The 22,934-nt window shown below is 40.9% G+C and carries 20 protein-coding genes; 17 read left to right on the forward strand and 3 right to left on the reverse strand.

The genetic code is table 11. The features are described from left to right. Nucleotide 1 precedes the first annotated feature (1 nt). The 6 genes from flgK to fliD all read left to right on the forward strand — a co-directional run bounded on the left by flgK (nt 2) and on the right by fliD (nt 8,499). Nucleotides 2-2,008 carry a flagellar hook-associated protein FlgK gene (gene flgK, locus PUND_RS06020; RefSeq protein ID WP_010387886.1) on the forward strand — a complete coding sequence of 669 codons (2,007 nt, stop codon included), beginning with the start codon at nt 2-4 and terminating at the stop codon, nt 2,006-2,008. 2 nt (nt 2,009-2,010) lie between these two features. Continuing rightward, nucleotides 2,011-3,270: a flagellar hook-associated protein FlgL gene (flgL, locus tag PUND_RS06025; RefSeq protein ID WP_010387887.1), complete on the forward strand. Its 1,260-nt coding sequence runs from the start codon at nt 2,011-2,013 to the stop codon at nt 3,268-3,270. Between the two features lie 272 nt (nt 3,271-3,542). Then, nucleotides 3,543-4,943, forward strand: a complete 1,401-nt coding sequence (locus tag PUND_RS06030; protein ID WP_010387888.1) for a flagellin — start codon at nt 3,543-3,545, stop codon at nt 4,941-4,943. Between the two features lie 217 nt (nt 4,944-5,160). After that, complete coding sequence (locus PUND_RS06035; RefSeq protein ID WP_010387889.1) at nt 5,161-6,561, forward strand: flagellin; 1,401 nt, start codon at nt 5,161-5,163, stop codon at nt 6,559-6,561. Between the two features lie 99 nt (nt 6,562-6,660). After that, a complete protein-coding gene (locus PUND_RS06040; RefSeq protein WP_010387890.1) occupies nt 6,661-7,047 on the forward strand; it encodes a flagellar protein FlaG in 387 nt (128 codons plus the stop codon). Nucleotides 7,048-7,074: 27 nt separating this feature from the next. After that, nucleotides 7,075-8,499, forward strand: coding sequence for a flagellar filament capping protein FliD (gene fliD / locus PUND_RS06045; protein WP_010387891.1), 1,425 nt, complete (start codon nt 7,075-7,077; stop codon nt 8,497-8,499). 186 nt (nt 8,500-8,685) lie between these two features. Here the strand turns inward: fliD and PUND_RS06050 are convergent, their stop codons facing one another. Together PUND_RS06050 and fliS are read right to left on the reverse strand one after the other, a co-directional pair. Next, complete coding sequence (locus tag PUND_RS06050; RefSeq protein ID WP_010387892.1) at nt 8,686-9,009, reverse strand: hypothetical protein; 324 nt, start codon at nt 9,007-9,009, stop codon at nt 8,686-8,688. Further along, on the reverse strand, nt 9,009-9,404 hold the full coding sequence (gene fliS / locus PUND_RS06055) for a flagellar export chaperone FliS (protein ID WP_010387895.1): 396 nt from the start codon (nt 9,402-9,404) through the stop codon (nt 9,009-9,011). Before fliS ends, PUND_RS06050 begins: the two co-directional genes overlap by 1 nt. Before the next feature lie 365 nt (nt 9,405-9,769). On the opposite strand from fliS, the gene PUND_RS06060 reads away from it, so the two are divergent. Next, complete coding sequence (locus PUND_RS06060) at nt 9,770-11,206, forward strand: sigma-54 dependent transcriptional regulator (RefSeq protein ID WP_010387896.1); 1,437 nt, start codon at nt 9,770-9,772, stop codon at nt 11,204-11,206. Nucleotides 11,207-11,330: 124 nt separating this feature from the next. Here the strand turns inward: PUND_RS06060 and PUND_RS06065 are convergent, their stop codons facing one another. Then, a complete protein-coding gene (locus tag PUND_RS06065; RefSeq protein ID WP_010387897.1) occupies nt 11,331-11,918 on the reverse strand; it encodes a DNA-3-methyladenine glycosylase I in 588 nt (195 codons plus the stop codon). 129 nt (nt 11,919-12,047) lie between these two features. On the opposite strand from PUND_RS06065, the gene PUND_RS06070 reads away from it, so the two are divergent. The 10 genes from PUND_RS06070 (at nt 12,048) to fliL (ending at nt 22,927) form a co-directional block, all read left to right on the forward strand. After that, a complete protein-coding gene (locus PUND_RS06070; protein ID WP_010387898.1) occupies nt 12,048-13,163 on the forward strand; it encodes a sensor histidine kinase in 1,116 nt (371 codons plus the stop codon). Next, nucleotides 13,156-14,580: a sigma-54-dependent transcriptional regulator gene (locus tag PUND_RS06075; RefSeq protein ID WP_010387899.1), complete on the forward strand. Its 1,425-nt coding sequence runs from the start codon at nt 13,156-13,158 to the stop codon at nt 14,578-14,580. The genes PUND_RS06070 and PUND_RS06075 overlap by 8 nt, the downstream gene beginning before the upstream one ends. Before the next feature lie 156 nt (nt 14,581-14,736). Continuing rightward, complete coding sequence (gene fliE, locus PUND_RS06080) at nt 14,737-15,069, forward strand: flagellar hook-basal body complex protein FliE (protein ID WP_010387900.1); 333 nt, start codon at nt 14,737-14,739, stop codon at nt 15,067-15,069. Nucleotides 15,070-15,089: 20 nt separating this feature from the next. Then, entirely contained in the window at nt 15,090-16,805 is a 1,716-nt protein-coding gene (fliF, locus tag PUND_RS06085; protein WP_010387901.1) for a flagellar basal-body MS-ring/collar protein FliF, read from the forward strand. Then, complete coding sequence (fliG, locus tag PUND_RS06090) at nt 16,798-17,838, forward strand: flagellar motor switch protein FliG (protein ID WP_010387902.1); 1,041 nt, start codon at nt 16,798-16,800, stop codon at nt 17,836-17,838. The genes fliF and fliG overlap by 8 nt, the downstream gene beginning before the upstream one ends. A 3-nt stretch (nt 17,839-17,841) precedes the next feature. Continuing rightward, nucleotides 17,842-18,645, forward strand: coding sequence for a flagellar assembly protein FliH (gene fliH, locus PUND_RS06095; protein ID WP_010387905.1), 804 nt, complete (start codon nt 17,842-17,844; stop codon nt 18,643-18,645). Between the two features lie 17 nt (nt 18,646-18,662). Continuing rightward, on the forward strand, nt 18,663-19,997 hold the full coding sequence (fliI, locus tag PUND_RS06100) for a flagellar protein export ATPase FliI (protein WP_010387908.1): 1,335 nt from the start codon (nt 18,663-18,665) through the stop codon (nt 19,995-19,997). Continuing rightward, nucleotides 19,997-20,443, forward strand: coding sequence for a flagellar export protein FliJ (gene fliJ, locus PUND_RS06105; protein ID WP_010387909.1), 447 nt, complete (start codon nt 19,997-19,999; stop codon nt 20,441-20,443). The genes fliI and fliJ overlap by 1 nt, the downstream gene beginning before the upstream one ends. Nucleotides 20,444-20,530: 87 nt before the next feature. After that, nucleotides 20,531-22,342, forward strand: coding sequence for a flagellar hook-length control protein FliK (locus tag PUND_RS06110; protein WP_010387910.1), 1,812 nt, complete (start codon nt 20,531-20,533; stop codon nt 22,340-22,342). A 57-nt stretch (nt 22,343-22,399) separates the two neighbouring features. Further along, nucleotides 22,400-22,927 (forward strand): flagellar basal body-associated protein FliL, encoded by a 528-nt coding sequence (fliL, locus tag PUND_RS06115; protein ID WP_010387911.1) that lies wholly within the window; start codon nt 22,400-22,402, stop codon nt 22,925-22,927. Nucleotides 22,928-22,934: the final 7 nt, after the last annotated feature.

The raw sequence follows: 22,934 nt of genomic DNA on the forward strand, positions 1-22,934 counted from the left end.
CATGTCGTTTAATTTATTAAATATTGCTAATTCAGGAATAAGAGCAAACTCTGAGTTATTGCAAACGACAAGTAAAAACATTGCAAACGTTAATACCGAAGGGTATGTACGTGAGCGCACCGAATTTACCACCATGATTGATAATCAGGTAGGCCGTGGTCAAACGTATCGTTTATTGAATGAGTTTGCGCAAAAGCAATTAAACCGAGATACTTCAAATAAAAGTTTTTTTGATCAATTTGTTAGTGAAGCGAGTCGGGTTGATCAAATTTTTTCAGAAAAATCAAACAGCTTATCAACTAGTATCAACTCAATGTTTAATAACGTGCAAGAAGCTCTTAATCAACCTTCATCAACAGTTGCTCGTTCGTTGGTGATGAGTGATGCGCAAAACCTGATTGATCAAATGGATCGGCTTGCAGGTATCGTTTCAGAGCAAAAAGCGGTGGTTAATGAGCAATTAGAGATTTTTTCAGAAGAGGCGAATACGTTAATCGAAAGTATTAGTTCGTTAAATCAAGAAATTGCGGGTGTTCATGGTACTAAAAACGAAGCCGATGCGAGCTCAGCTTACAATGAGCGTGATAAAGCAATACGTGATTTATCTGAGCTGATTGATATAGAAACACTTGATGGCCCTAATGGTGAAAAACAAGTGTTTATGGGTACAGGTGAAGCGGTTGTTATGCAAAATGGGTCATTTAACTTATTTTCGATCAGTGGCGATCCTGATGCTAACTTTAAAGAGCTACGTTTAGATGTAAATGGCGGTAAGGCTGTGCCATTAGATATAGACCCTACTAAACTCAAAGGTAAAATTGGCGGTTTATTGGCATTTAGAGACGATATTTTGGTGCCTGCACAAAATCAAATAGGCCAGATGGGTATTGCGCTTGCTGATTCGTTTAATCAGCAAAACCGTCTAGGTATGGATGCAAACGGTGAGCTCGGAGGGGATATTTTTGATATCCCAACGGTCAGTGCTTTTGTTTATCAAGCAAACACCGGAACAGCTAATATGTCAGCAACCGTTGAGGCAGGTAAAGGCAGTGAACTGCCAGCCAGTGACTTTGTGATTACATATACAGGTAATCCTAACGAAGTAAGTATTCAGCCAATTGATAATAAAGGTGAACCTTTAGGCACAGCCTCTTTAGCAACTATCCCACCCAGTGGCATTATCGATTCAGCAGCTATCACCAGCGGGGAGTCGTTTGGTTTAAAGCTAAACGTAACCGGAGCCGGTAATGCCGGTGACCAATTTCAGGTAAAACTTAATAGTGGCGCGGCTGGCAATATATCGCTGACAACAGGTCGAGGTGAGGACATTGCATTGGCCTCCCCAATTAGAACATCAGACGGCCTTGATAATACAGGTACAGGGACTATTTCACCGGGTAATGTTACCGATGTAACCACTGGCAGCTTTAGTAATCCTTTGGGTTTAGCAAATGGCCCTATTAGCATTGTTAAAACAGCTAATGCTAACGAATATCAACTTACTGATGGTAATGGCACAACTACGTTTACAGTTACACCGCCTGCTAACAATATACTCGCTCAAGCCGGGGCACCATACGATGGTTATGGTTTTGACTTTAATATTGAAGGCGTACCAGCAATGGGCGATACCTTTAATTTAGAATTTAATGAAGGCGGTTTTGATGATAACCGCAACGGCCAAAAACTTGCTGACTTACAAAATACTGATTTAGTACGTCAAAATGTAGTAGCGAGCGCATCAGCTGATAATCATAAAACATTGAATCAGGCCTATGCTGGATTAGTCACCGATGTTGGTGTGGTAACCAGTCAAGCAAAAACCAATGGTGCTGCATTTGATGCTTTAGCACAACAATCAGAAGCCTGGTACGAATCGTTGTCGGGCGTAAACTTAGATGAAGAGGCGGCTAATTTGCTGCGCTTCCAGCAATCTTATGCTGCTTCTGCACAAGTATTAACTGCAGCGAGAGCTATTTTTGACACCTTATTGAGTGCGGCGAGGTAATTATGCGTTTATCAAATAATTTAATGTATCAAAGTCAAATTAATAAAATTTTAGATAATCAACAGGGCGTTGCAGGCGCTTTAGAGCGAGCAAACACAGGTCAAAAGTATTTGAGTACCTCTGAAAACCCAGCTGCTATATCGCAAGGGATGTTGTACACCAATAAAATAGAAACCAATGAGCAGTTAACTAAAAATATAAAGCAGCTAAATGGTCGCTTATCAACCGAAGAAAGCATACTTAAAGGTATGAACGACACTATTTTAGAGGCGCAAATGCTAACCATACGAGCGGGCAATGGTTCGTTAGGTCAAAGTGATTTGGCTTCAGTTGCCAGTGAACTAAAAGAATTGCAAAAATCGCTGCTTAACTTAATGAATAGTCAATCAGAAGGGGGGAAATACCTATTCTCTGGTTATCAAGACGATATTCAAGCCTATACATTTAATAGCACTAATGGCAAATACGAATACCAAGGCGATCAAGGCCAGCATGAAGTGACGATCGCAAAAGGGGTTGAGATCAAATCAAGTGATAATGGTTTTAATGTATTTGAACGAGTTGATGCACGTCTTGATGTGGTGTCGAATGATGGAGCGCCATCAGGCGGCATTACCGCAGGGACTGTTTATGTTGAAAACCAAGGCGAGTTTGATCGCTTTCATAAAGATAATTATAACTCAGACCCAGATCCGCTTATTTCTCCAACGATCAATACCTATAACGTTAATGTTATCCCTGGTGCAACGCCTTCAGCGCCTGATCAGTATGAAATATTACGTGATGGTAATTCTCTTGTACCACCTGTTACTGGTGAAGTAACCGATGAGCCGATTGAGTTTGCAGGCATGGAAATTCAACTTGAAGGTGTAGCACCCGGCCAACTTGATTTCACCCTTGAAAAGCCAGGTAAAGAAAATGTGCTTAATACGCTTGAAGATCTGATCACTAGTCTAAATGACGAACAACTTGATGGAGCGCAAATTAACCAAGCGTTATCGGATGGGTTAATTCAGCTTAAAAATGCCAGTGAGCAAATTGTGTTTACTCAGGCTGGCCTAGGTGGGCGTATGAACGTGGTGGAGCGTGTGACCGATTCAAACAGTGCTCTAGATATTAATAATCAAGACAACAGAGCGAGCTTAATTGAAATTGATCCTGCTGCAGCCATTAGTGAACTCGCTAAACAGGAGGCAGGTTTAGACAGATCGATGGCGACTTTTGGTCGCTTGGCTAAACTTTCATTATTCGATTATTTATAAATACCATCCAAGGCAGGTTATTACTTAAAGAAAAATAGGTAATAACTTGCCTTAACAAGGCGGCAAAAAACTGTCACCCCTTTTTCTCTTCTGTCAAAAAAACGCTAGCCCTCAATTTAAAGCCGCAATAAACCCAATTTAGTTGTTATAAAACAGTATTTTAACTTTTTTTTGTTAATTGGCACAACTAATGCATTTAGCTAGTCATAGAAAGTGTGGTTTTTGCTTAAATATTTTGAACCACATTCTGATTGAAACTAGGAGATGGTAAAATGGCTTTAAGCGTAAATACAAATGTTGCATCACTTAATGGGCAACGCAATCTATCTAAATCTAGCATGGCACTTGAAACCTCAATGCAGAGACTATCATCTGGTTTGCGTATTAATAGCGCAAAAGACGATGCTGCAGGTTTACAAATTGCCAACCGACTAACGTCTCAGGTAAATGGCCTAACGGTTGCTCAGCGTAATGCCAACGATGGTATTTCAATGGCGCAAACTGCTGAAGGTGCGATGCAAGAGTCAGCAAACATTCTGCAACGTATGCGTGACTTATCACTGCAATCAGCGAATGGGTCGAACAGTGCAGTTGACCGTGCATCCCTGCAAAAAGAAGTGGCAGCCCTGCAACAAGAGCTCACTCGAATTGCAGATACTACTAAATTTGGTGGCACCAGCTTACTTGATGGTACCTTTGGTACAAAACAATTCCAAGTGGGCGCAAACGCGAATGAAACCATTAATGTAAGCTTACGTAATGTAGCTGCCGATGCCATTGGTTCTAATGAAATTGATGGGCCAGGCACTGTATTTGGTGTAGTTGCCGCAGGCAGTATGGCCGCTAACGAAGTTGTCGCTGCTGGTTCACTAAATATTAATGGTACTGATGTGGCTTTCGGGGCCAATGATGGCGCCGATGGGGTTGCTAATAAGATTAATTCAGCCGCGTCAGGCGTTACAGCCGAGGCTCGCTTAGAGGTAGTTATTGGTGGAATAACAAACCTTGATAATGCAACAATTAATATTGGTGATGATAACTATGATTTAGGCACATATGGTGGCGAAATGGCTCGTTTAGCTGAAGATATGGTTGCTGATGGTTATGATGCAGTTTATGACTCTGATGCTGGAACGATTACGCTAAAAGCAACGGGTGTTGATGGTATCGAATCTGTTATGGATGCAGGTACTCCAGCTGGTGGATTAACGTTTGACGGAACTGCTGCAGCTACAGCGGCGGCTTCAAAAACGTCAGAAATTAATTTGTCATCACCGAATAAAATTGGTATTTCAAATGATGGTTCAGCGAATGAGCTAGAGATGTTTAATGGTGCATTGAGTGAGTTATCATCGGTTGAAGCGATAGATATTAGTGGTACAACTAGTGAGGGGGCTCAATCGGCAATTCAAACAATTGATGCTGCATTGGCACAAATAGATACTCAGCGTGCCGATTTAGGTGCGGTGCAAAACCGTTTTGGCTTTACCATTGCCAACCTTGCTAACGTATCTGAAAACGTGTCAGCTTCGCGTAGCCGTATTCAAGATACCGATTACGCGCTTGAAACCGCAACGTTAACTAAAAACCAAATCATGCAACAAGCCGGTACTACTATTTTGTCTCAGGCAAACCAGTTACCACAGGCCGCATTAAGTCTTTTAGGTGGCTAATACCCGCTAACTATAAAAGAGCCAAGCGATATTGCTTGGCTTTTTTGTTTGTATTTCAATCAACTAAAAGTTTTTATTATTTTTTTTAAAAAAAAGCTAAAGGTAATTTTATAACGGCCGTTAACTTAATTAGAACGGAGCTTGAACAGATTTTTATTGTGATGGCTCTTGGTTAAAATCAATTAGTTACATTACGAAAGTAATCAGGAGTTATAACATGGCTTTATCAGTAAATACTAACGTTGCATCACTAAATGCACAAAGAAACTTATCAAAATCAAGCGATGCGTTAGGTACATCAATGCAACGCCTTTCATCTGGTATGAAAATCAATAGCGCGAAAGATGATGCGGCAGGTCTACAAATTGCTAACCGTCTTTCTTCACAAATTAATGGTTTAGGTGTTGCACAGCGTAACGCTAACGATGGTATCTCAATGTCGCAAACTGCTGAGGGTGCGATGCAAGAGTCGTCAAACATCTTACAACGTATGCGTGATCTATCTCTACAATCAGCAAATGGTTCAAACGATGCTAACGCTCGTGCGGCACTACAAAAAGAAGTTGGCGCATTACAGCAAGAGCTTACTCGTATCGCCGAAACAACTAAATTTGGTGGTACAAGCTTACTAGATGGTTCGTTCGGTACTAAACAATTCCAAGTAGGTTCAAACGCTAACGAAACAATTAACGTAACTTTGCGTGATGTATCAGCAGATGCGCTTGGTGCAAATGAAATTGATGGTGCTGGTTCTGTATTTGGCGCAGTAGCTGCAGCTGGTGACATGGCTACAAATGAAGCTATAACAGCAGGCACACTAAATATTAATGGTGTCGATGTTACTCTTGGGGCTAATGATGGTGCTGATGGTGCTGCAGCAAAAATAAATGCTGCTGCTACAGGCGTAGTTGCTGAAGCTCGCTTAGAAGTAACTATTGCTGGTATCACTAATACAGATAACGCAACAATCAATGTTGGCGATGACAACTATGATTTAGGTACCTACGGTGGTGATATGGCTCGCTTAGCTGAGGATATGGTTGCCGATGGGTATGATGCAGTTTACGATTCTGATGCTGGTGAAATTACACTTAAAGCAACAGGTGTGGATGGTATTGAATCTGTTATGGATGCAGGTACTCCAGCTGGTGGTTTAACATTTGATGGAGTAACTGCATCTACAGCAACGGCTTCAAAAACATCAGAAATAAACTTATCATCACCGAACAAAATTGGTATTTCTAATGATGGAACTGCCGATGAAACTGAATTATTTAGTGCTTCTACAAGCTCTTTGACATCAGTTGAAACTATTGATATTTCTGGGGCAACAAGTCAAGGTGCACAAGATGCAATTCAAACAATTGATGCGGCGCTTGCGCAAATTGATGCACAACGAGCAGACTTAGGTGCGGTTCAAAACCGTTTTGGCTTCACTATTGCTAACCTTTCAAACGTATCAGAAAACGTGTCGGCTTCTAAAAGTCGTATCGAAGATACAGATTATGCTGCAGAAACAGCTAAACTAACTAAGAACCAGATTATGCAACAGGCTGGTACAACAATCTTAGCTCAGTCTAACCAGTTACCACAGGCAGCACTTAGCTTATTAGGTTAATTTAACAATAAGCTCTATACTTAACTACTAAGGAAGGGGCAACCCTTCCTTTCTTGTATAGGTATAAAGCTTTATATCGCTTTATAGTAGGAGCGAATTATGGAAACGCAAAGTTTAAATCTAAATATCAGCTCAGCGCAAAAAGGTGAGGTTACCTCAAGTTACCAAACCCCATCACAAGTTAAGCAAAATGCTGATGAACAAAATAATACACCCATCACCACCACTGCAAGTAATAGTGAAGTTTCTGAAACAGAGTTATCACCTGAAAAACTAGAGAAGGTGGTACAGCAATTGCAGGACTTTATGGGCGAAATGAACCGTAGTCTACAGTTTAAAGTGGATGAGGATTCTGGCCGTAATGTTATTAAGGTGATTGATAAAGAAAGTGGTGATTTAGTTAAGCAGTATCCTTCTGAAGAAGTGTTAGGAATTGTTGCTAAATTAGCGGAAGCCACTGGCGTGTTAGTTGATTTTAAAGTTTAGTTTGAGCAATTTAAGAGGGTAAGTATTATGGCTATTTCATTTACAGGTATAGGTTCAGGGCTTCAAGTTAATGAAATTGTAACTGCTTTAGTGAATGCTGAAAAAAGCCCTTACCAAGCTCGAGTAACTAAACAGCAAGCAAACTTTACTACCGATATATCTGCAGTAGGTACCCTAAAAGCCTCTTTGGAAGAGCTTAATGGTTCACTAGAATCATTGGGTGACATCGAAAACTTTCAAAAGCGCACTATCAGTGGCAGTGACGACTTTGTTTCTTTAAGCTCTGAAAAAAACGCGCAAACCAATAATTACTCGATTAAAGTTAATAGTTTGGCTGAGAACCATAAGCTAACATCAAATGCTATAGCTGGCGATGAAGCGGTGGGAGAGGGTAAGCTCACGATTAGTTCTGGCTCTAACAGTTTTGACATAAATGTGTCAGACACAGCAAAGCTGGCTGATATACGTGACGCGATTAATGACTCTGCTGACAATGATTCAGTTAATGCTACTATTATTACCGATGATACGGGGCAGCGATTAGTGTTATCAAGTAAAGAAACCGGCGCAGAAAACGCAATAAAAATTGTAGTTGATGATGTCGGTGATGGTGGTAATACAGACTTGTCTGGCTTGTCTCGTCTTGCGTATGATAGTGATACAACATCAACAACGTATGCTGAAAACTTAAACGAAGTAACAGCAGCGACGGATGCTTCAATTACGATTGACGGAACGCTTGTGGCCTCAAGCAGTACCAATGAGTTTAAAGATGTTATTGAAGGCGTTACCATTAATGCTAAAAAAACTCACAATGCAGACGATGATTTAAGTAAAGCAACTATCACTGAAAATAATAATAATGTTGCTGCTGGATTAAAGTCGTTTGTAGAGAAGTTTAATGCATTTATTGATTTATCAAATCAGCTCGGTCGCTCTAGCGCTGAAGAGGGCGTTGGTGCACTTGCGGGTGATTCATTACTTAGAGGCTCTGTAAACCAAGTACGCTCGATGTTAACATCTGAATTTAGCACGGGTAATGGTAATACCGACTTTTTAGCTAACTTTGGTATTAGAACTGAGCGCTCAGGTAAGTTAAGTATTGATTCTGACGCTCTTAAAGCTGCCGTAGAAAGTGATCCACAAGCTATCCAAACGTTTTTTGTTGGCGAAAATGACGGTGATGGTTTTGTTGGCCAGTTAGATACTGTTATTAAAGGTTATACGGCCTCTGATGGTATTATTAGTTCACGTATTGAAGGGCGTGAAACACAACTCGATAAGCTACAAGATGAAGTTGATGCATTTAATAGCCGAATGAAAAAGTATGAAGAGCGACTATATAGCCAATACAATGCCATGGATATATTAGTTGCTAACCTAAACTCGACAGGAAGTTACTTGCAGCAACAATTAGCTAACCTACCGGGTGTGGCTAAAAAGTCTAGCTAAATAGCATTGTTTAGTAAATAAAGCCTGGCTTGTTAGTCAGGTTTTTTTATACCTGTTCGCTTATTGGTAATTAACAACGCTTGGTTTATAGTGAACTTTTAGGCTATAAAAATACAGAGTGATAAATCAATTAATCACTCTGTAAAGGGGAATAAAATAGGGGGTTAGCTAGGGCAAGAAGTGTTTTTAAATATTAGATTTATACTTATTTACAGCTTTTTTATTTTTTTGATTACCAACTATTTTAACCGCTAATAGTTGCTTTTGATTATCTATTTTAACAGATAGCTGTTCTATTAGGTTGATTAAAAACTCAAGTTCAGTAGCTGAATAATGAGTTTTTTCTCTAGAAAGTGAGCTACTTATGTGAATATCAAGCTTATTATGAATATTCAGCGCTTGCTCAATATCCCAATCCTCTGAGTCATTAACCAAATTCACTAGCTCATTGCAATATGCTCGAGTCTCACTATCTTTAACTTGTGAGCTTGTAACCCGATTTAAAGACATTATAGTTGTGGTTCTCTTTGTTCAAATGGAATTGCTTCCCAACCTGATTTTATTTCCTTGATCAAGGTAATTACTTCATCAATTTTTTCTATATCGTTCTCAAGGTTCGCGGTTAATAAGCTGCGCTGACAGTAATCGTATAAAGAGTCTAAGTTAGTTGATACTTCATTATTATGTTCAAAATTTAACACTTGCTGCAACGCACCAAGTAGCACAATACAATCAGAGATTGCGTTGCCTTTTTTTTCTAACTCTTTACGTTCAATAAATCCTTTTGCAGCAGAGAGCTTGCCAACAATATTTACAAACACGAGTTTAACTTGGTCGTAGGGAGTCATCTCTTTAACGCTGCTAACTGTTATTTGACGGTATTTATTGATTGATGCATGAGCCATGGGTAATTCCTCAAATTTTAATTACTGTGTAGAACTTTAAGCAAGTTTAGTTCCAACATAAGTTTGACTATTACTTATCGGCAAAAACAGTCACACCTTTAAGTAATAATAGCACTTTTTATGAGTTTCTTCTGTGTAGAGTCGCATCATCATCAGTGGCAAAACGTGTTAGATAATTCATCCTAAGTAGGTATGCTGTTATAAATAGTTAAAGAGTTATTAGTTATAAAGTATTGGCTTTTTAGGCTGGGTGTCTGTTTTTTGGCGTTAATGTCAAAAAATCGCCGCTATTACTTGCATCCAAATCCAACTGGCTTACAATTTGATTAATAAAACAAATTAGTGAAATAAATGGCTCGCTAAAAATGATCTTAATTTTAGATAATAATAATAATCGCTCTATTGGATTATATGCATCGCTTACTTTTATTGGTGAGGCGGTACAGTTGCAAACAGAAGCTGACTTTGAGCAGGCATGTAGTCACTATCAAAATAAAGAATGTATTGTGGTGCTAGGGGCGCTGCAATCTTTAGATCATGAAAGCTTAATTAAACGCTATCCAACATTTCCTTTTTTACTGATTGGTGAAACACTCAAACCGCTACTGAGTCTTGCCAATGTTGTTGGACTAATTTGTGAGCCATTTACTCATGAAGTTACCACTCAGTTACTACATGATTGTCAGCAATATCAGCGTATGCTGCCTCATGAGCATCAACACAATAAAGAAAAAAGCACCTTTGATGGCCTTGTAGGTGAAACCAAAGCCGTAAAAGATTTACGCTTTTTAATTACTCAAGTTGCTAAAACTGATGCCAACGTGCTTATTTTAGGTGAGTCGGGCACGGGTAAAGAAGTGGTTGCTCGTAATGTGCATCTGCTCTCTAAGCGTAACAAAGGTCCATTTGTACCAGTAAACTGTGGGGCAATTCCTGCAGAGTTACTAGAAAGTGAACTATTTGGCCATGAAAAAGGTGCATTTACCGGGGCTATTTCAGCACGTAAAGGCCGGTTTGAATTGGCGCAAGGTGGCACGCTATTTTTAGATGAAATAGGGGATATGCCGCTGCAAATGCAGGTTAAGTTACTGCGAGTACTACAAGAGCGTAGCTATGAGCGCGTTGGCGGTACTAAAGCGATTCAAGCCGATGTACGTGTTATTGCTGCAACCCACCGCGACCTTGAAAGCATGATTGAAAAAGGCTCATTCCGAGAAGATTTATATTATCGCTTAAATGTTTTTCCTATTGAGAGTCCATCACTTGCTCAACGTGCAGAAGACATCCCTTTGCTACTTAAAGAGCTAATGCGCCGTGTAAATGAACAAAGCGGTACTACGGCTAAGTTTACAGAGCGTGCTATTGATAGTTTAAAAGAGCATTCTTGGCCGGGTAATATTCGTGAGCTTGCGAACCTAGTTGAGCGTATGGTTATTATGTTCCCTGACAAGGTGGTGGATGTTCCTGACTTACCTAACAAATACCGCTACATTGAAGTTGAAGCCTATGAGCCACAGTATCCAGAAGAACTGATGGAGCGTGATGCGTTTAATGATATTTTTAGCGGCGGATTTAGTGAAGACGAAATAGACCTTGAAGATGATTTTGCTCAAGCGGCACCGGGTTTATTGCCCGATGAAGGTATTGAGCTTAAGGAGTACTTAGCTGAGCTTGAAATTAACTTAATCACCCAGGCATTAGAGCGCTTTGATTACGTTGTTGCCCGTGCTGCTGAAGTGCTAGGCGTAAGGCGAACCACACTGGTCGAAAAAATGAAAAAATATAACTTGTCTAGGGATTAAGAGCAAAGTGCAGGTGTTATATTTTAGGTTTTAGGTTAGAAAAGCTAAACACTACGCTTAATGCAAACTCGGCGCTATAATTGTCAGCGGGTTTACCTCGCGTCTCGTAACCCGAAACCCGCCCTTAGCCTAACTTTTTAACTTCTTCCTTCCTAAAACAATCATTACTATGATCGTTAACCATTCCACAGGCCTGCATGTAGGCATACACTGTGGTTGGGCCTAAAAATTTAAAGCCACGCTTTTTTAAATCCTTCGCAAATAACGTCGATGCCTCAGTAACTGCAGGGTAGTCGGCCAGTGTTTCTAGATCGTTTACCTGAGGTTTATTACTCACAAACTGCCACTGATAATCACTAAAACTGCCAAACTCTTCTTGAATAGTAATAAAGCATTTTGCGTTATTAATTGTTGCGACAATTTTTAAGCGGTTGCGAACTATGCCCGCATTTTGCATTAATTTTTCTATATCGTGTTCAGTAAAGGCCGCTACTTTGTGTACATCAAAGTTAGCGAAGGCATTTTTATAATTCTCACGCTTTTTTAATATGGTATACCAGCTGAGTCCTGCTTGTGCCGATTCTAATGTTAAAAACTCAAAAAGTAGTTGATCGTCATACACAGGGACGCCCCATTCATGATCATGATATTCCACATAGTCAGGTTTTGTTGTATCTAACCATGGGCAGCGGCACTGAGTCTCTTTATTCATACATTTTCCTTTGCGCGTCATTTTTACGGCACGTGTTTTTACGGTTTAATCTATTGAATTTAATGTGAAATAATTTTGGTACACATTGTGCATTAGCTACTGTATCTACATTATTTTAGAGAGTTGATTATGGCCCTTGCAAGTGTGCTAAAACCCCAGTTTATTTCTGCTAACCAGTATAACCCATGTTTACTGCAAGAGGAGTATGTTGGTGAGTTGAGTGATTTGCGTCAACAGGCAAGTTGGCTTTCTCATTTAGTTGATACTATGCCAGCGGGCGTAATTGTACTCGATGGTAAAGGAATGATCGCGAAGGCGAATCAAATTGCTATCGATATGCTCGGTGAACCATTAGAGGGTGAGAAGTGGTTTAGTGTTATTCAGCGCTCATTTCGTCCTCATCAAGATGATGGTCATGAAGTGTCTTTAAAAGATGGACGCTTAATAAAACTCGATATTACCGCACTTGCGCCAGAGCCTGGGCAACTTATATTAATGACCGATTTGACTGAAACCCGACGCTTACAAAAACGAGTCGCGCACATGCAGCGTTTAAGTGCGTTAGGTAAAATGGTGGCATCTTTGGCCCATCAAGTACGCACACCGTTATCAGCAGCTATGTTGTATGCTGCCAACTTAGGCTCAAAGCGCTTACCGGAAGCATCACGCGGCAGTTTTCACACAAAATTAATGTCTCGCTTGAAAGATTTAGAAACCCAAGTAAACGACATGCTGCTATTTGCTAAAAGTGGTGATCAACAGATAGTTGAGCAAGTGTCGATGCAACAGTTACTCAGTGAAGTAAAAGCCGGTGCTGATGCCATGGTAGCGCTCAATGATAGCGAATTAAATGTGAGCTTACCTGAACCCGATATAGAAATCATGGGTAATAAAACCGCATTAGCAAGCGCTATTCAAAACCTAATTCACAACAGTATTCAAGTTATTGGCAGTGGCGCGCAGGTTTACCTTAGCGCCCAGCGTGACAAACAAGACTCTGACTTTGTGCGCATTAGCGTTAGTGACAATGGTCCAGGCATTGACTTAGTTCAGAGCGAGAAAATATTTGAACCTTTTTATACCACTAAAAGCCAAGGTACAGGCTTAGGGCTTGCCGTTGTTAGTTCGGTAGCCAGTGCGCATCAGGGAAGGGTTGAGGCAAACAACAACCCACACGGGGGAGCAATTTTTAGTATGTTGCTGCCTATTAGTGTCACATCTAAATTAGGGGAGTCACATGAGTAACACTATTTTAGTTGTAGAAGACGACGCCGGACTTCGTGAAGCATTAATTGATACTCTAGAAATGTCGGGCATCGCTTGCACGGCAGCCAGTAGTGCAGAGCAAGCCATGTTGTTATTAAAAAAAGATGTATTTTCACTGGTGGTCAGTGATGTACAAATGGGCGAAATGAGTGGCTTGGATTTATTACGCAGTATTAAATTAAATCACCCTGATTTACCCGTACTTATGATGACGGCCTATGCCACAATTGATGATGCAGTTGAAGCCATGCGCCTAGGCGCGATTGATTATATGGCTAAGCCATTTGCCCCAGAAGTGCTATTGAACATGGTGAGCCGTTACTTACCTGAAAAGGAAAAAGAAACAGACGGTCCTATTGTTGCCGACCCTAGTAGTATTCAACTACTTGAACTTGCAGGTAAAGTTGCTCGTTCAGATGCCAGCGTAATGGTACTTGGGCCAAGTGGCTCAGGTAAAGAAGTGCTGGCACGGTATATTCATGACAAGTCAAAACGCTGCAATGAACCATTTGTAGCAATTAACTGTGCTGCTATTCCTGAAAACATGCTTGAAGCTACTTTGTTTGGCTACGAAAAAGGTGCGTTTACTGGTGCGATTCAGGCCTGCCCGGGTAAGTTTGAACAAGCACAGGGTGGGACTATCTTACTTGATGAAATCACCGAAATGGATTTAGGTTTACAAGCCAAACTATTGCGGGTATTACAAGAACGCGAAGTTGAGCGTTTAGGCGGTCGGAAAACTATTTCGCTAGATGTACGTGTGCTTGCAACCAGTAACCGCGAATTAAAAGAGGCCGTTGCTGCAAATCAGTTCCGCGAAGATTTATATTATCGACTCAATGTGTTCCCTTTACTGTGGCGACCTCTGTGTGAGCGTCCTGGCGACATTATTGTACTGGCTAAGCATTTAATTGAACGTCACTTAAGTAAAAGCAAAGAGCCAATGGCGTATCTAGATACAAGCGCCGAACAAAAGCTACTTAGCCATAGCTGGCCGGGTAACGTTCGAGAGCTGGATAACGTTATTCAACGTGCTTTAATTTTACGCAGTGGCAGTACTATTGATGAGCATGCAATTTTTATCGAAAATTTAACCCCAACCCAGTTTGTGGTTGAACCAACTACAGTGCCGGAGCCTATAAAAAGTAATCTCAGTAACGCTTATTATGATGAAAAAACAATGCCCGAAGATGAGCAAAAAAATGATTTGCTCGCCTTAGACACGGGGAGTTATAAAGATGAACTTAAAGATAAAGAACATCGCATAATTTTAGAAACCTTGGCGCGTTGCCAAGGGAAGCGTAAAGAAGTAGCCGAAACCTTAGGTATAAGTCCACGTACTTTGCGTTACAAATTAGCGCAAATGCGCGATTTAGGTATTTCCCTCCCTGCATAACCTCAACAGCCCTAAAACTAAGTAACACATTTTAGGGCTGTCAAAACTCTGACTACGCAAGTTTACACATCAACCTTTTGTTTTAATTGAGTTTTATTTTTGGCATGTTTTGTGCTTTATTCTATTTAAGAGTTTACTGCATTATCAGAGACAATTATGAAAATTCAAAACAGTGCTTTATTTCAAGAAATGCAATCTATGGCTTCAGAAGCCACGCGTAGTAACCAAGTTAATAACTTGCCAACGCAAGTGCAATCAACGTCTACAGCACAATTTGGTGATATGTTGAGTAATGCACTTAATACAGTGCATGAGCTTCAGCAAGACACAGGACAAAAAAGAAAAGCAGTTGAGATGGGCGACAGAAGCGTATCGCTTGCTGAGGCGATGATTGCCTCGCAAAAGTCTTCTGTGGCATTTGAAGCTACGGTACAGGTTCGTAATAAGCTTGTTGAATCTTACAAAGAAATTATGAACATGCCTGTTTAACTAGGTAGTGGAGAATTATTGTGGCGCAATCTAATCAATCTACAGATCTGGCACTTGCTGATGGCATGATGGAGCAAAGTGAAACTGAAGATCAACAAGAGCAAAAATCAGGCTATTTCAGCGCCCTAGGTGGTGTTGATGTTTTACGTCAAATTACCCTGATTGTTGCATTGGCCATTTGTTTGGCTATTGCTATCTTCGTGATTATTTGGGCTCGTCAGCCAGATATGCGCCCATTAGGTAAAATGCAAACTCAAGAGTTAATTGAAACACTCGACTTTTTAGATGCGCAAAAAATTGACTATGAACTTGATGGTAATGTGGTGTCGGTTGATGAAACTGAGTATCAAAATATTAAGTTACTGATGACCCGTGAAGGCTTAGATCAAGGGCCGACATCAGGTAGCGATATTATTATGCAAGACATGGGGTTTGGGGTAAGCCAACGTTTAGAGCGTGAGCGCCTTAAACATGGTCGCGAGCAACAGCTTGCCCGTACTATTGAAGAGCTAAACAACGTTACTCGCGCCAAAGTACTATTAGCTATTCCAAAAGAAAATGTATTTGCTCGTCGAGAGAAAAAACCCTCAGCAACTGTTGTACTAACGCTTAAGCGTGGTCGCTCACTAGATAGCGAAGAAGTTGACTCAGTAGTTGATATGATTGCTTCAGCGGTGCAAGGGCTAGAGCCTTCTCGCGTAACGGTGACCGATCAAAACGGTCGCTTATTAAATTCAGGTTCGCAAACCTCTTTGGCTGCACGCTCTCGTAAAGAATACGACCTAGAGCGTAAACGTGAGCAAGAATACCTAGAAAAAATTGACAGCATTTTAATTCCCGTCGTTGGCTTAGGTAATTACACCGCCCAAGTAGATTTAAGCATGGACTTTAGTGCAGTAGAAGAAACACAAAAACGTTACAACCCAGATTTACCGGCAGTAAGAAGTGAAACCACTTTCGAAGAAAATAATATCGGTGGTTTAGCGGTAGGTATTCCTGGTGCACTTACTAATCAGCCTCCGGTTAACTCAACGATACCTGAAGATGCAATGGCTGGCGGTGCAGGCACTGCAACCTCACCAAGTCGTACTCACAAAGAAGCTACCCGTAACTATGAACTTGATACCACTATTTCTCATAAACGTCAGCAAACGGGTGTGATCCGCAGAATAAGTGTGTCTGTAGCGGTCGATTACTTACCCACGGTTGGTGAAAATGGTGAAACAACCATGACACCACGCTCGGTAGAAGTTTTGTCAAATATTCGTCGCTTGTTACAAGGTGGCGTAGGCTTTGATATGCAACGTGGCGATGCACTTGAAGTAGTGACCGTGCCATTTGTTCGTGAAGACTCAGCGCTTGATTTCGAATTGCCTTTATGGGAACAAGACTGGTTTATGAAAATGATGCGCTTAGTATTAGGTGCGCTGGTTATTATTGTACTGATTTTAGCTGTAGTTAAGCCTATGCTTAAGCGATTAATTTACCCAGATAATACACTTGAAGAATATGATGAAGACTCTCTTAGTTCAGGTGTTGACCTTGGTGACAGCACATTAGATATGCTAAATAATGACTTTGATTCTGCTTCAGTTGGCTTCTCAAGCGATGGTACACTACAGTTACCAGACCTACATGGCGACGAAGACTTATTGAAAGCGGTTCGTGCCCTTGTAGCCAATGAACCAGAACTATCATCACAAGTAGTGAAAGCGTGGTTAACAGAAGATGACTGATCAAGAACAAAAACAACTACCACCGGCGTTTGATGTTGATAAGCTCGATGGTGTAGATAAAGCGGCGATATTATTGCTAAGTTTATCTGAAGAAGATGCAGCGCAAATCCTAAAGCACTTAGAGCCAAAGCAAGTGCAAAAGGTAGGTATGGCCATGGCGGCAATCGATGATTTGTCGCAAGCTAAAATCAGCGCAGTGCACAACTTGTTTATCGAACAAATTCAAAGCTTTAGTACGATAGGTTTTCAGTCTGAAGATTTTATCAAAAAAGCACTTACGGCCGCATTAGGTGAAGATAAAGCTGCCAGCTTAATAGATCAAATTGTTATGGGATCAGGCGCCAAAGGGCTTGATTCATTAAAATGGATGGACTCAAAGCAGGTAGCGAATATTATTCGTAATGAGCATCCGCAAATTCAAACAATTGTGCTTTCTTATTTAGAGCCGGAACAATCTGCTGAGATTTTAGCGCAATTTCCTGAAAAAGTGCGCTTAGATTTAACCATGCGTATTGCCAATTTAGAAGAAGTTCAACCAGCGGCTTTACAAGAATTAAACGAAATTATGGAAAAACAATTCGCTGGTCAAGCGGGCGCACAAGCTGCGAAGATGGGTGGCTTAAAAGCGGCTGCAGATATTATGAACTACCTCGATACCAATGTTGAAGGGCAGTTAATGGATTCTATCCGTGAGCATGACGAAGAAATGTCGCAACAAATTCAAGACTTAATGTTTGTCTTCGAAAACTTAATGGATGTAGAGGATCGAGGTATTCAAGCAATTTTACGTGAAGTGCCTCAAGATGTACTGATGAAAGCCATTAAAGGCACTGACGAAGCGCTTAAAGAGAAGATTTTGGGTAACATGTCAAAACGTGCAGCAGAAATGCTTGCTGATGACTTAGAAGCTATGGCACCAGTGCGCATTAGTGAAGTAGAAGCAGCACAAAAAGAAATACTGTCAACAGCTCGTCGTCTATCAGATTCAGGTGAAATTATGCTTGGTGGTGGCGGTGGTGAGGAGTTCTTATAATTTATGAGTAACTCAAAAGGTCGCCCGTTACACGCTGATGAAGCTGATGAGCTATTAAAAAATTGGCCAATTCCAGATGTTGCGCCAGATGAGCGAAGTTTTGGCAATCGTTCGACCGCTTTTGGTACGCCATTGGCAGAGCTATACCATAAAAAAATGGCCAAAGAGCAAGATGAAGAGCCCGAAGAACAAGAATTACCTTCTCTTACTATGGTGGAGCTTGAGCGCATTCGCCAAGATGCGTATGAGGAAGGCCTTAAGCAAGGACACGAGCAAGGCTATATAGATGGTTTTGATAAAGGCGTAACTGAGGGAAAAGAAGCTGGTTACAAAGAAGGTGTTGAGCTGGGTAAAACCCAAGGTCAAGAAGAGGTTAAACCTTTGATGGATGAGCAGTTAACTCACTTACGCAGCTTGTTAGATAGTTTATCTGATCCACTTAAAAAAGTGGATGAGCAAGCAGAAAAGCAGTTAGTGCTGTTAGCGACTATGCTCAGTGAAGCAATCATTTATCAAGAGATAAAAACTTCGCCTGATATTATCTTACATACCTTGAAAAAAAGCATTGATGCATTGAATGCAGAGCAACAGAAAGTTAAAATTCATCTTCACCCAGAAGACCTAACACTTATAAAAACCAGTTATGGCGAGCAAGCTATTGAAGATAATCATTGGCAGTTAATTCCAGAGCCTACATTGGAGCGCGGCGGTTGTGAAGTTAAGACAACACTATCGTCTTTAGATATGACCTTGAAAACTCGTGTCAAAGAAACATTGGATAGTTTTTTGCATAATAGTGGTATCTAACTTTTTATTGGCGTGCAATGTCTGTGAGCGATACTTCATTAAGCGAACGCTTATCTCAATACCAACAACATATTAAAACCCCTGCCCCTGCGGTTGCGGGTGTTTTAACCCGTGTGGTTGGTTTAACACTTGAAGCAAAAGGCCTGCGAGCTCCAGTAGGCAGCCAATGTAAAATTGAAACCATGAGCGGCTTTGTTGATGCCGAGATTGTTGGTTTTAATGATCAAACCTTATATTTAATGCCCAATGATCATATCTCAGGTGTACTTCCTGGTGCCCGAGTTATTCCTCAAGTTAACGACACTGGTTTACCTGTTGGTATGAGTTTACTTGGCCGAGTTGTCGACGGTTTAGGGCGACCTTTAGATGGGCTGGGTAAAATAAACGCAGAACACACTCTTAAATTCGCTCAAAACGCAATAAATCCACTGGCAAGACGCCCCATTAGTAAACCTATGGATGTGGGAGTACGCGCTATTAACTCAGTAATTACCGTAGGCCAAGGTCAGCGTATGGGCTTATTTGCAGGCTCCGGTGTGGGTAAATCAGTACTATTGGGCATGATGACTCGAGGCAGTGAAGCCGATATAATTGTAGTGGGTTTAGTTGGTGAGCGTGGCCGAGAAGTAAAAGAATTTATTGAAGAAATACTGGGTGTTGAAGGACGTAAACGCTCAGTTGTTGTGGCAGCGCCTGCTGATGCTTCACCATTAATGCGATTAAAAGGCTGTGAGAGTGCAGTCACCATTGCAGAATACTTTCGAGATCAAGGGCTAAACGTATTGTTACTGCTTGACTCGGTAACGCGTTATGCCATGGCACAGCGTGAAATAGCACTTGCTGTGGGTGAGCCTCCTGCTACCAAAGGTTATCCGCCTTCAGTATTTGCTAAATTACCCGCATTAGTGGAACGTGCTGGTAATGGCGGAGAAGGGCAAGGCTCTATTACTGCCTTTTTTACTGTACTGAGTGAAGGTGATGACATGCAAGACCCGATAGCCGATGCCGCACGTGCCATACTTGATGGGCATATTGTTTTATCGCGTGATTTAGCCGACAGCGGTCATTACCCTGCTATTGATATAGAAAAGTCTATTTCTCGAGTGATGCCACAAGTGGTTTCAGAGCCACATATGCAGCAAGCTCGGGTACTTAAACAAGTATATTCTATGTATCAACAGAATAAAGATATGATCACCTTGGGTGCTTATCAAAAAGGCAGTGACCAAATGCTTGATCAGGCAATAAACATGATGCCAAGAGTGAACGCATTTTTACAGCAAGGCATGCGTGACGTGATTAGTTATGATGATGGCCTACAAGGGCTCGCACAATTATTAGGACAAGCATAATGGCAAAAAATAAACTACATTTGCTGCTTAAGCTTGAAAATGAAAAAGAAGAAACATTACGCATGAGCTACTTGCAAGCAAATCAAAACTTGCAGCTAAATCAGCAAAAGCTTCAAGGCTTAAATGACTTTCGACTTGAATATACGCAGCAACTTCATATTAAAGGGCAATCGGGCTTATCAAGTGCCGGGTTTAGCCAGTATCACGCATTCATAGCTAAGATTGAAGAGGCGACTCGCCAACAAGCGAGTACCGTTAATACTGCAAAACAAGTCGTGAGCCAGCGTAAAACGTTATGGTTAAAACAACAAGTTAAAGCGAAAGCGGTTGCTAAGCTAATTGAAAAGCAACAGTTAAAAGCGGATATGCTGGTGGCTAAGAATGAACAAAAAATGTTAGATGAGTTTTCCTCTAATCAATTTTATCAAAGGAATAAAGCACTATAAGGTAGGCATACTAATTGCTTATGTTCTATTAGAGCAATGTTTTTTAGGATTGTGCGGTGGGCTGTTGCCGCTTTTATTAGGTGATTTATGGCGATGAATGATATTTCAATGTTGGCGGTATCTGAGCAAGACTCATACTTAGTTAAAAAAGACAGTGATAAAGCAAAACTAGATAGTAGTAATGATGCTGGTTTTTTCGACCAACTAGCTCTTGCGAACCAAGCTTCTGAAACACAAGATTCAGAGGTCAAGGCGCCACACAAACAGCCTTCAGATGAACAACCCGACCTAAAAGAGCAAGATAGCGAAGAAAAGCCTTTGAGCGGTGAAGACATGTTGGCGCAAATTAATGCGGCACAAGTAATCGACACCTCAGTAAAAAATAATTCTCATAGCGGCGCAGAGTTAATAGATAAAGACGGTGTCAAAATAAACATCAAGCCTGAAGATAAGCTTGCACCTATTGTTATTAATTTGCCAAGTGATGAAATTGTTGATGATGCAGCTATTTTACAAGCACAAAATGCTGTAGGTGCTGAGTCAGCGAGCAAAACTGCAGCTGAGTCTTCACAGCTTGGAGCTAAATCGATAGCGACAGCTGCCACAGCCGGAGAATCTGAGACTGTTAAAAATGAGCAAGCGGTTGCTAAACCATCAGACAAGCCGACTGTTCCTACGAGTACTAAAGCATCGATAGACTCCTCTGTTTTAGCGCTGTTATCAAAAGATGATAATGCAATTAAAGCAGATAAACTCTTAGCAAATTTAACGCCTTCACAACAAGATGAACTTGCTACTGAGCTTGATGCGATGAGCAAACCTATTGATAAAGACAATGTAGCGGATTTAAAGCAATTACTCAGTAAGTATGTTAGCGAAAGCGAGAAACCGCAAACTCCTCAACAAGCCATTAATACACAAATAAGTACGTTAACTACCCCAGAAAAACAGGCATTGCTTAATCAGATGCAGGCATACATTAAAAGTGAGCCTCTATCTACTAAAGAACTTACTTTATTAAAAGGGGTTATCAGTGATTTAGAAACAGCTATCAACGCAGACACTTTGTCTAGTGCCAAAGATAAACCGCTGTTTGCTAATAATACGTTGATAGCAGGTGTTACACCTAAAACACGCCAAGGTACAGAGTCGGCTAATGTAAAACCTGAGCTAAAATCAGAAAGCTCTAAATCGATAGCCGAAACGCCTGAGGAGCTTGCTAAACAGCTTGATGTACTACAAAAAGAGAGTATGCGCGCCACTAACGCAGAGCAAATGCCACCGCGTGCTGCACAGATTTTTTCTCAAATCATTAATATATTCGATAAATCGTCGCTTAATACTATCGCTAAATACGATACTTTAGGCTACGAGCAAGCTATTATTGAAGCGCAAAGTTTACAGGCTGGGCAGTTACAAAGCACTGCGCAAGCTAAACAGGTGAGCATTGATCCTGCCACCTTACAGGCATTAAATATTATTAAAAGTGATGCCGCAAAAATGCTACAAGAGCGCGTTACTTCAATGTTAAGCATTAATAACAAAGAAGCTGAAATTCGTTTAGATCCACCTGAAATGGGCAGTATGCAAATTCGTATTCGAAGTGATGCGGAGCAAGCACAAATAAACTTTGTAGTGCAAAATCAGCAAGCCAAAGAAGCGCTAGAGCAATCATTACCTAGGCTTAGAGAATTATTAATGCAACAGGGTTTAGAACTAGGTGAAAGCAGCATTTCTTATGGTGGTTCATCTCCAGAACAAAACGAGCAACAAGAAGGTCAGCCACAAGGTCAAATGGCTAATAATAGCTCTTCAGATGAGACAAATAGTGAGCAACCAGATAAGCAAACACATAGTTCTGGACAACAAACGTCATCATCAATAGATTACTATGCCTAAGTCCTGCTATTATAATAGTTAAAACAAGCAAATACCTTTGCGAATAAAGGAAATACAATGGCTGAAGATACTAATTTAGAAATAGAAGAAGTCAGTAAAAATAAAAGCAAACTCATTATAATTATAGCCGCTGTATTAGTTATTGTTGGCGGTGTAGCTGGTTACTTTTTACTATCGGGTGATGATGAGCCCGTAGAAACTTTAACAGATGATGCCGCCAGTGGTGAAGTAGCCGCAGAATCATCAAGCTCCTCGGCAACGGTCGGCAGTGCGCTATATGTTGCTATGCCAAGACCTTTTATATTTAATGTTCCAGGGGCGAGTCGTGATAGAATTGTACAAATTAAAGTGCAATTGCTGGTGCGCGGAGATGGCAATGAAGAAACTGCTAAAAAGCATATTCCACTGATTGAAGGTACGCTATTGAGTGTATTTTCAATGACTACCGCAGATGAACTAAGCACCAGTGTAGGCAAAGAAACACTGCGCTTTACTGCGCTAGATAAAGTACAAGCTGCAATGATGGATGTGGAAGGAAGTAAAGTAATTGAGCGGGTACTGTTTACCGGCTTTGTGATGCAATAAGGGGTCA

Source organism: Pseudoalteromonas undina, assembly GCF_000238275.3.
Taxonomy (GTDB): domain Bacteria; phylum Pseudomonadota; class Gammaproteobacteria; order Enterobacterales; family Alteromonadaceae; genus Pseudoalteromonas; species Pseudoalteromonas undina.

What these genes read in the sequence shown, in the direction of transcription:
- PUND_RS06040 (WP_010387890.1), top strand. Translation starts at nt 6,661, where the DNA reads ATGGAAACGCAAAGTTTAAATCTAAATATCAGCTCAGCGCAAAAAGGT.
- fliD (WP_010387891.1), top strand. Translation starts at nt 7,075, where the DNA reads ATGGCTATTTCATTTACAGGTATAGGTTCAGGGCTTCAAGTTAATGAA.
- PUND_RS06070 (WP_010387898.1), top strand. Translation starts at nt 12,048, where the DNA reads ATGGCCCTTGCAAGTGTGCTAAAACCCCAGTTTATTTCTGCTAACCAG.
- PUND_RS06035 (WP_010387889.1), top strand. Translation starts at nt 5,161, where the DNA reads ATGGCTTTATCAGTAAATACTAACGTTGCATCACTAAATGCACAAAGA.
- fliI (WP_010387908.1), top strand. Translation starts at nt 18,663, where the DNA reads ATGTCTGTGAGCGATACTTCATTAAGCGAACGCTTATCTCAATACCAA.
- PUND_RS06050 (WP_010387892.1), bottom strand. Translation starts at nt 9,009, where the DNA reads ATGTCTTTAAATCGGGTTACAAGCTCACAAGTTAAAGATAGTGAGACT.
- PUND_RS06075 (WP_010387899.1), top strand. Translation starts at nt 13,156, where the DNA reads ATGAGTAACACTATTTTAGTTGTAGAAGACGACGCCGGACTTCGTGAA.
- PUND_RS06110 (WP_010387910.1), top strand. Translation starts at nt 20,531, where the DNA reads ATGGCGATGAATGATATTTCAATGTTGGCGGTATCTGAGCAAGACTCA.
- fliE (WP_010387900.1), top strand. Translation starts at nt 14,737, where the DNA reads ATGAAAATTCAAAACAGTGCTTTATTTCAAGAAATGCAATCTATGGCT.
- fliS (WP_010387895.1), bottom strand. Translation starts at nt 9,404, where the DNA reads ATGGCTCATGCATCAATCAATAAATACCGTCAAATAACAGTTAGCAGC.
- fliG (WP_010387902.1), top strand. Translation starts at nt 16,798, where the DNA reads ATGACTGATCAAGAACAAAAACAACTACCACCGGCGTTTGATGTTGAT.
- PUND_RS06065 (WP_010387897.1), bottom strand. Translation starts at nt 11,918, where the DNA reads ATGAATAAAGAGACTCAGTGCCGCTGCCCATGGTTAGATACAACAAAA.
- PUND_RS06030 (WP_010387888.1), top strand. Translation starts at nt 3,543, where the DNA reads ATGGCTTTAAGCGTAAATACAAATGTTGCATCACTTAATGGGCAACGC.
- fliH (WP_010387905.1), top strand. Translation starts at nt 17,842, where the DNA reads ATGAGTAACTCAAAAGGTCGCCCGTTACACGCTGATGAAGCTGATGAG.
- PUND_RS06060 (WP_010387896.1), top strand. Translation starts at nt 9,770, where the DNA reads ATGATCTTAATTTTAGATAATAATAATAATCGCTCTATTGGATTATAT.
- flgL (WP_010387887.1), top strand. Translation starts at nt 2,011, where the DNA reads ATGCGTTTATCAAATAATTTAATGTATCAAAGTCAAATTAATAAAATT.
- fliL (WP_010387911.1), top strand. Translation starts at nt 22,400, where the DNA reads ATGGCTGAAGATACTAATTTAGAAATAGAAGAAGTCAGTAAAAATAAA.
- fliJ (WP_010387909.1), top strand. Translation starts at nt 19,997, where the DNA reads ATGGCAAAAAATAAACTACATTTGCTGCTTAAGCTTGAAAATGAAAAA.
- flgK (WP_010387886.1), top strand. Translation starts at nt 2, where the DNA reads ATGTCGTTTAATTTATTAAATATTGCTAATTCAGGAATAAGAGCAAAC.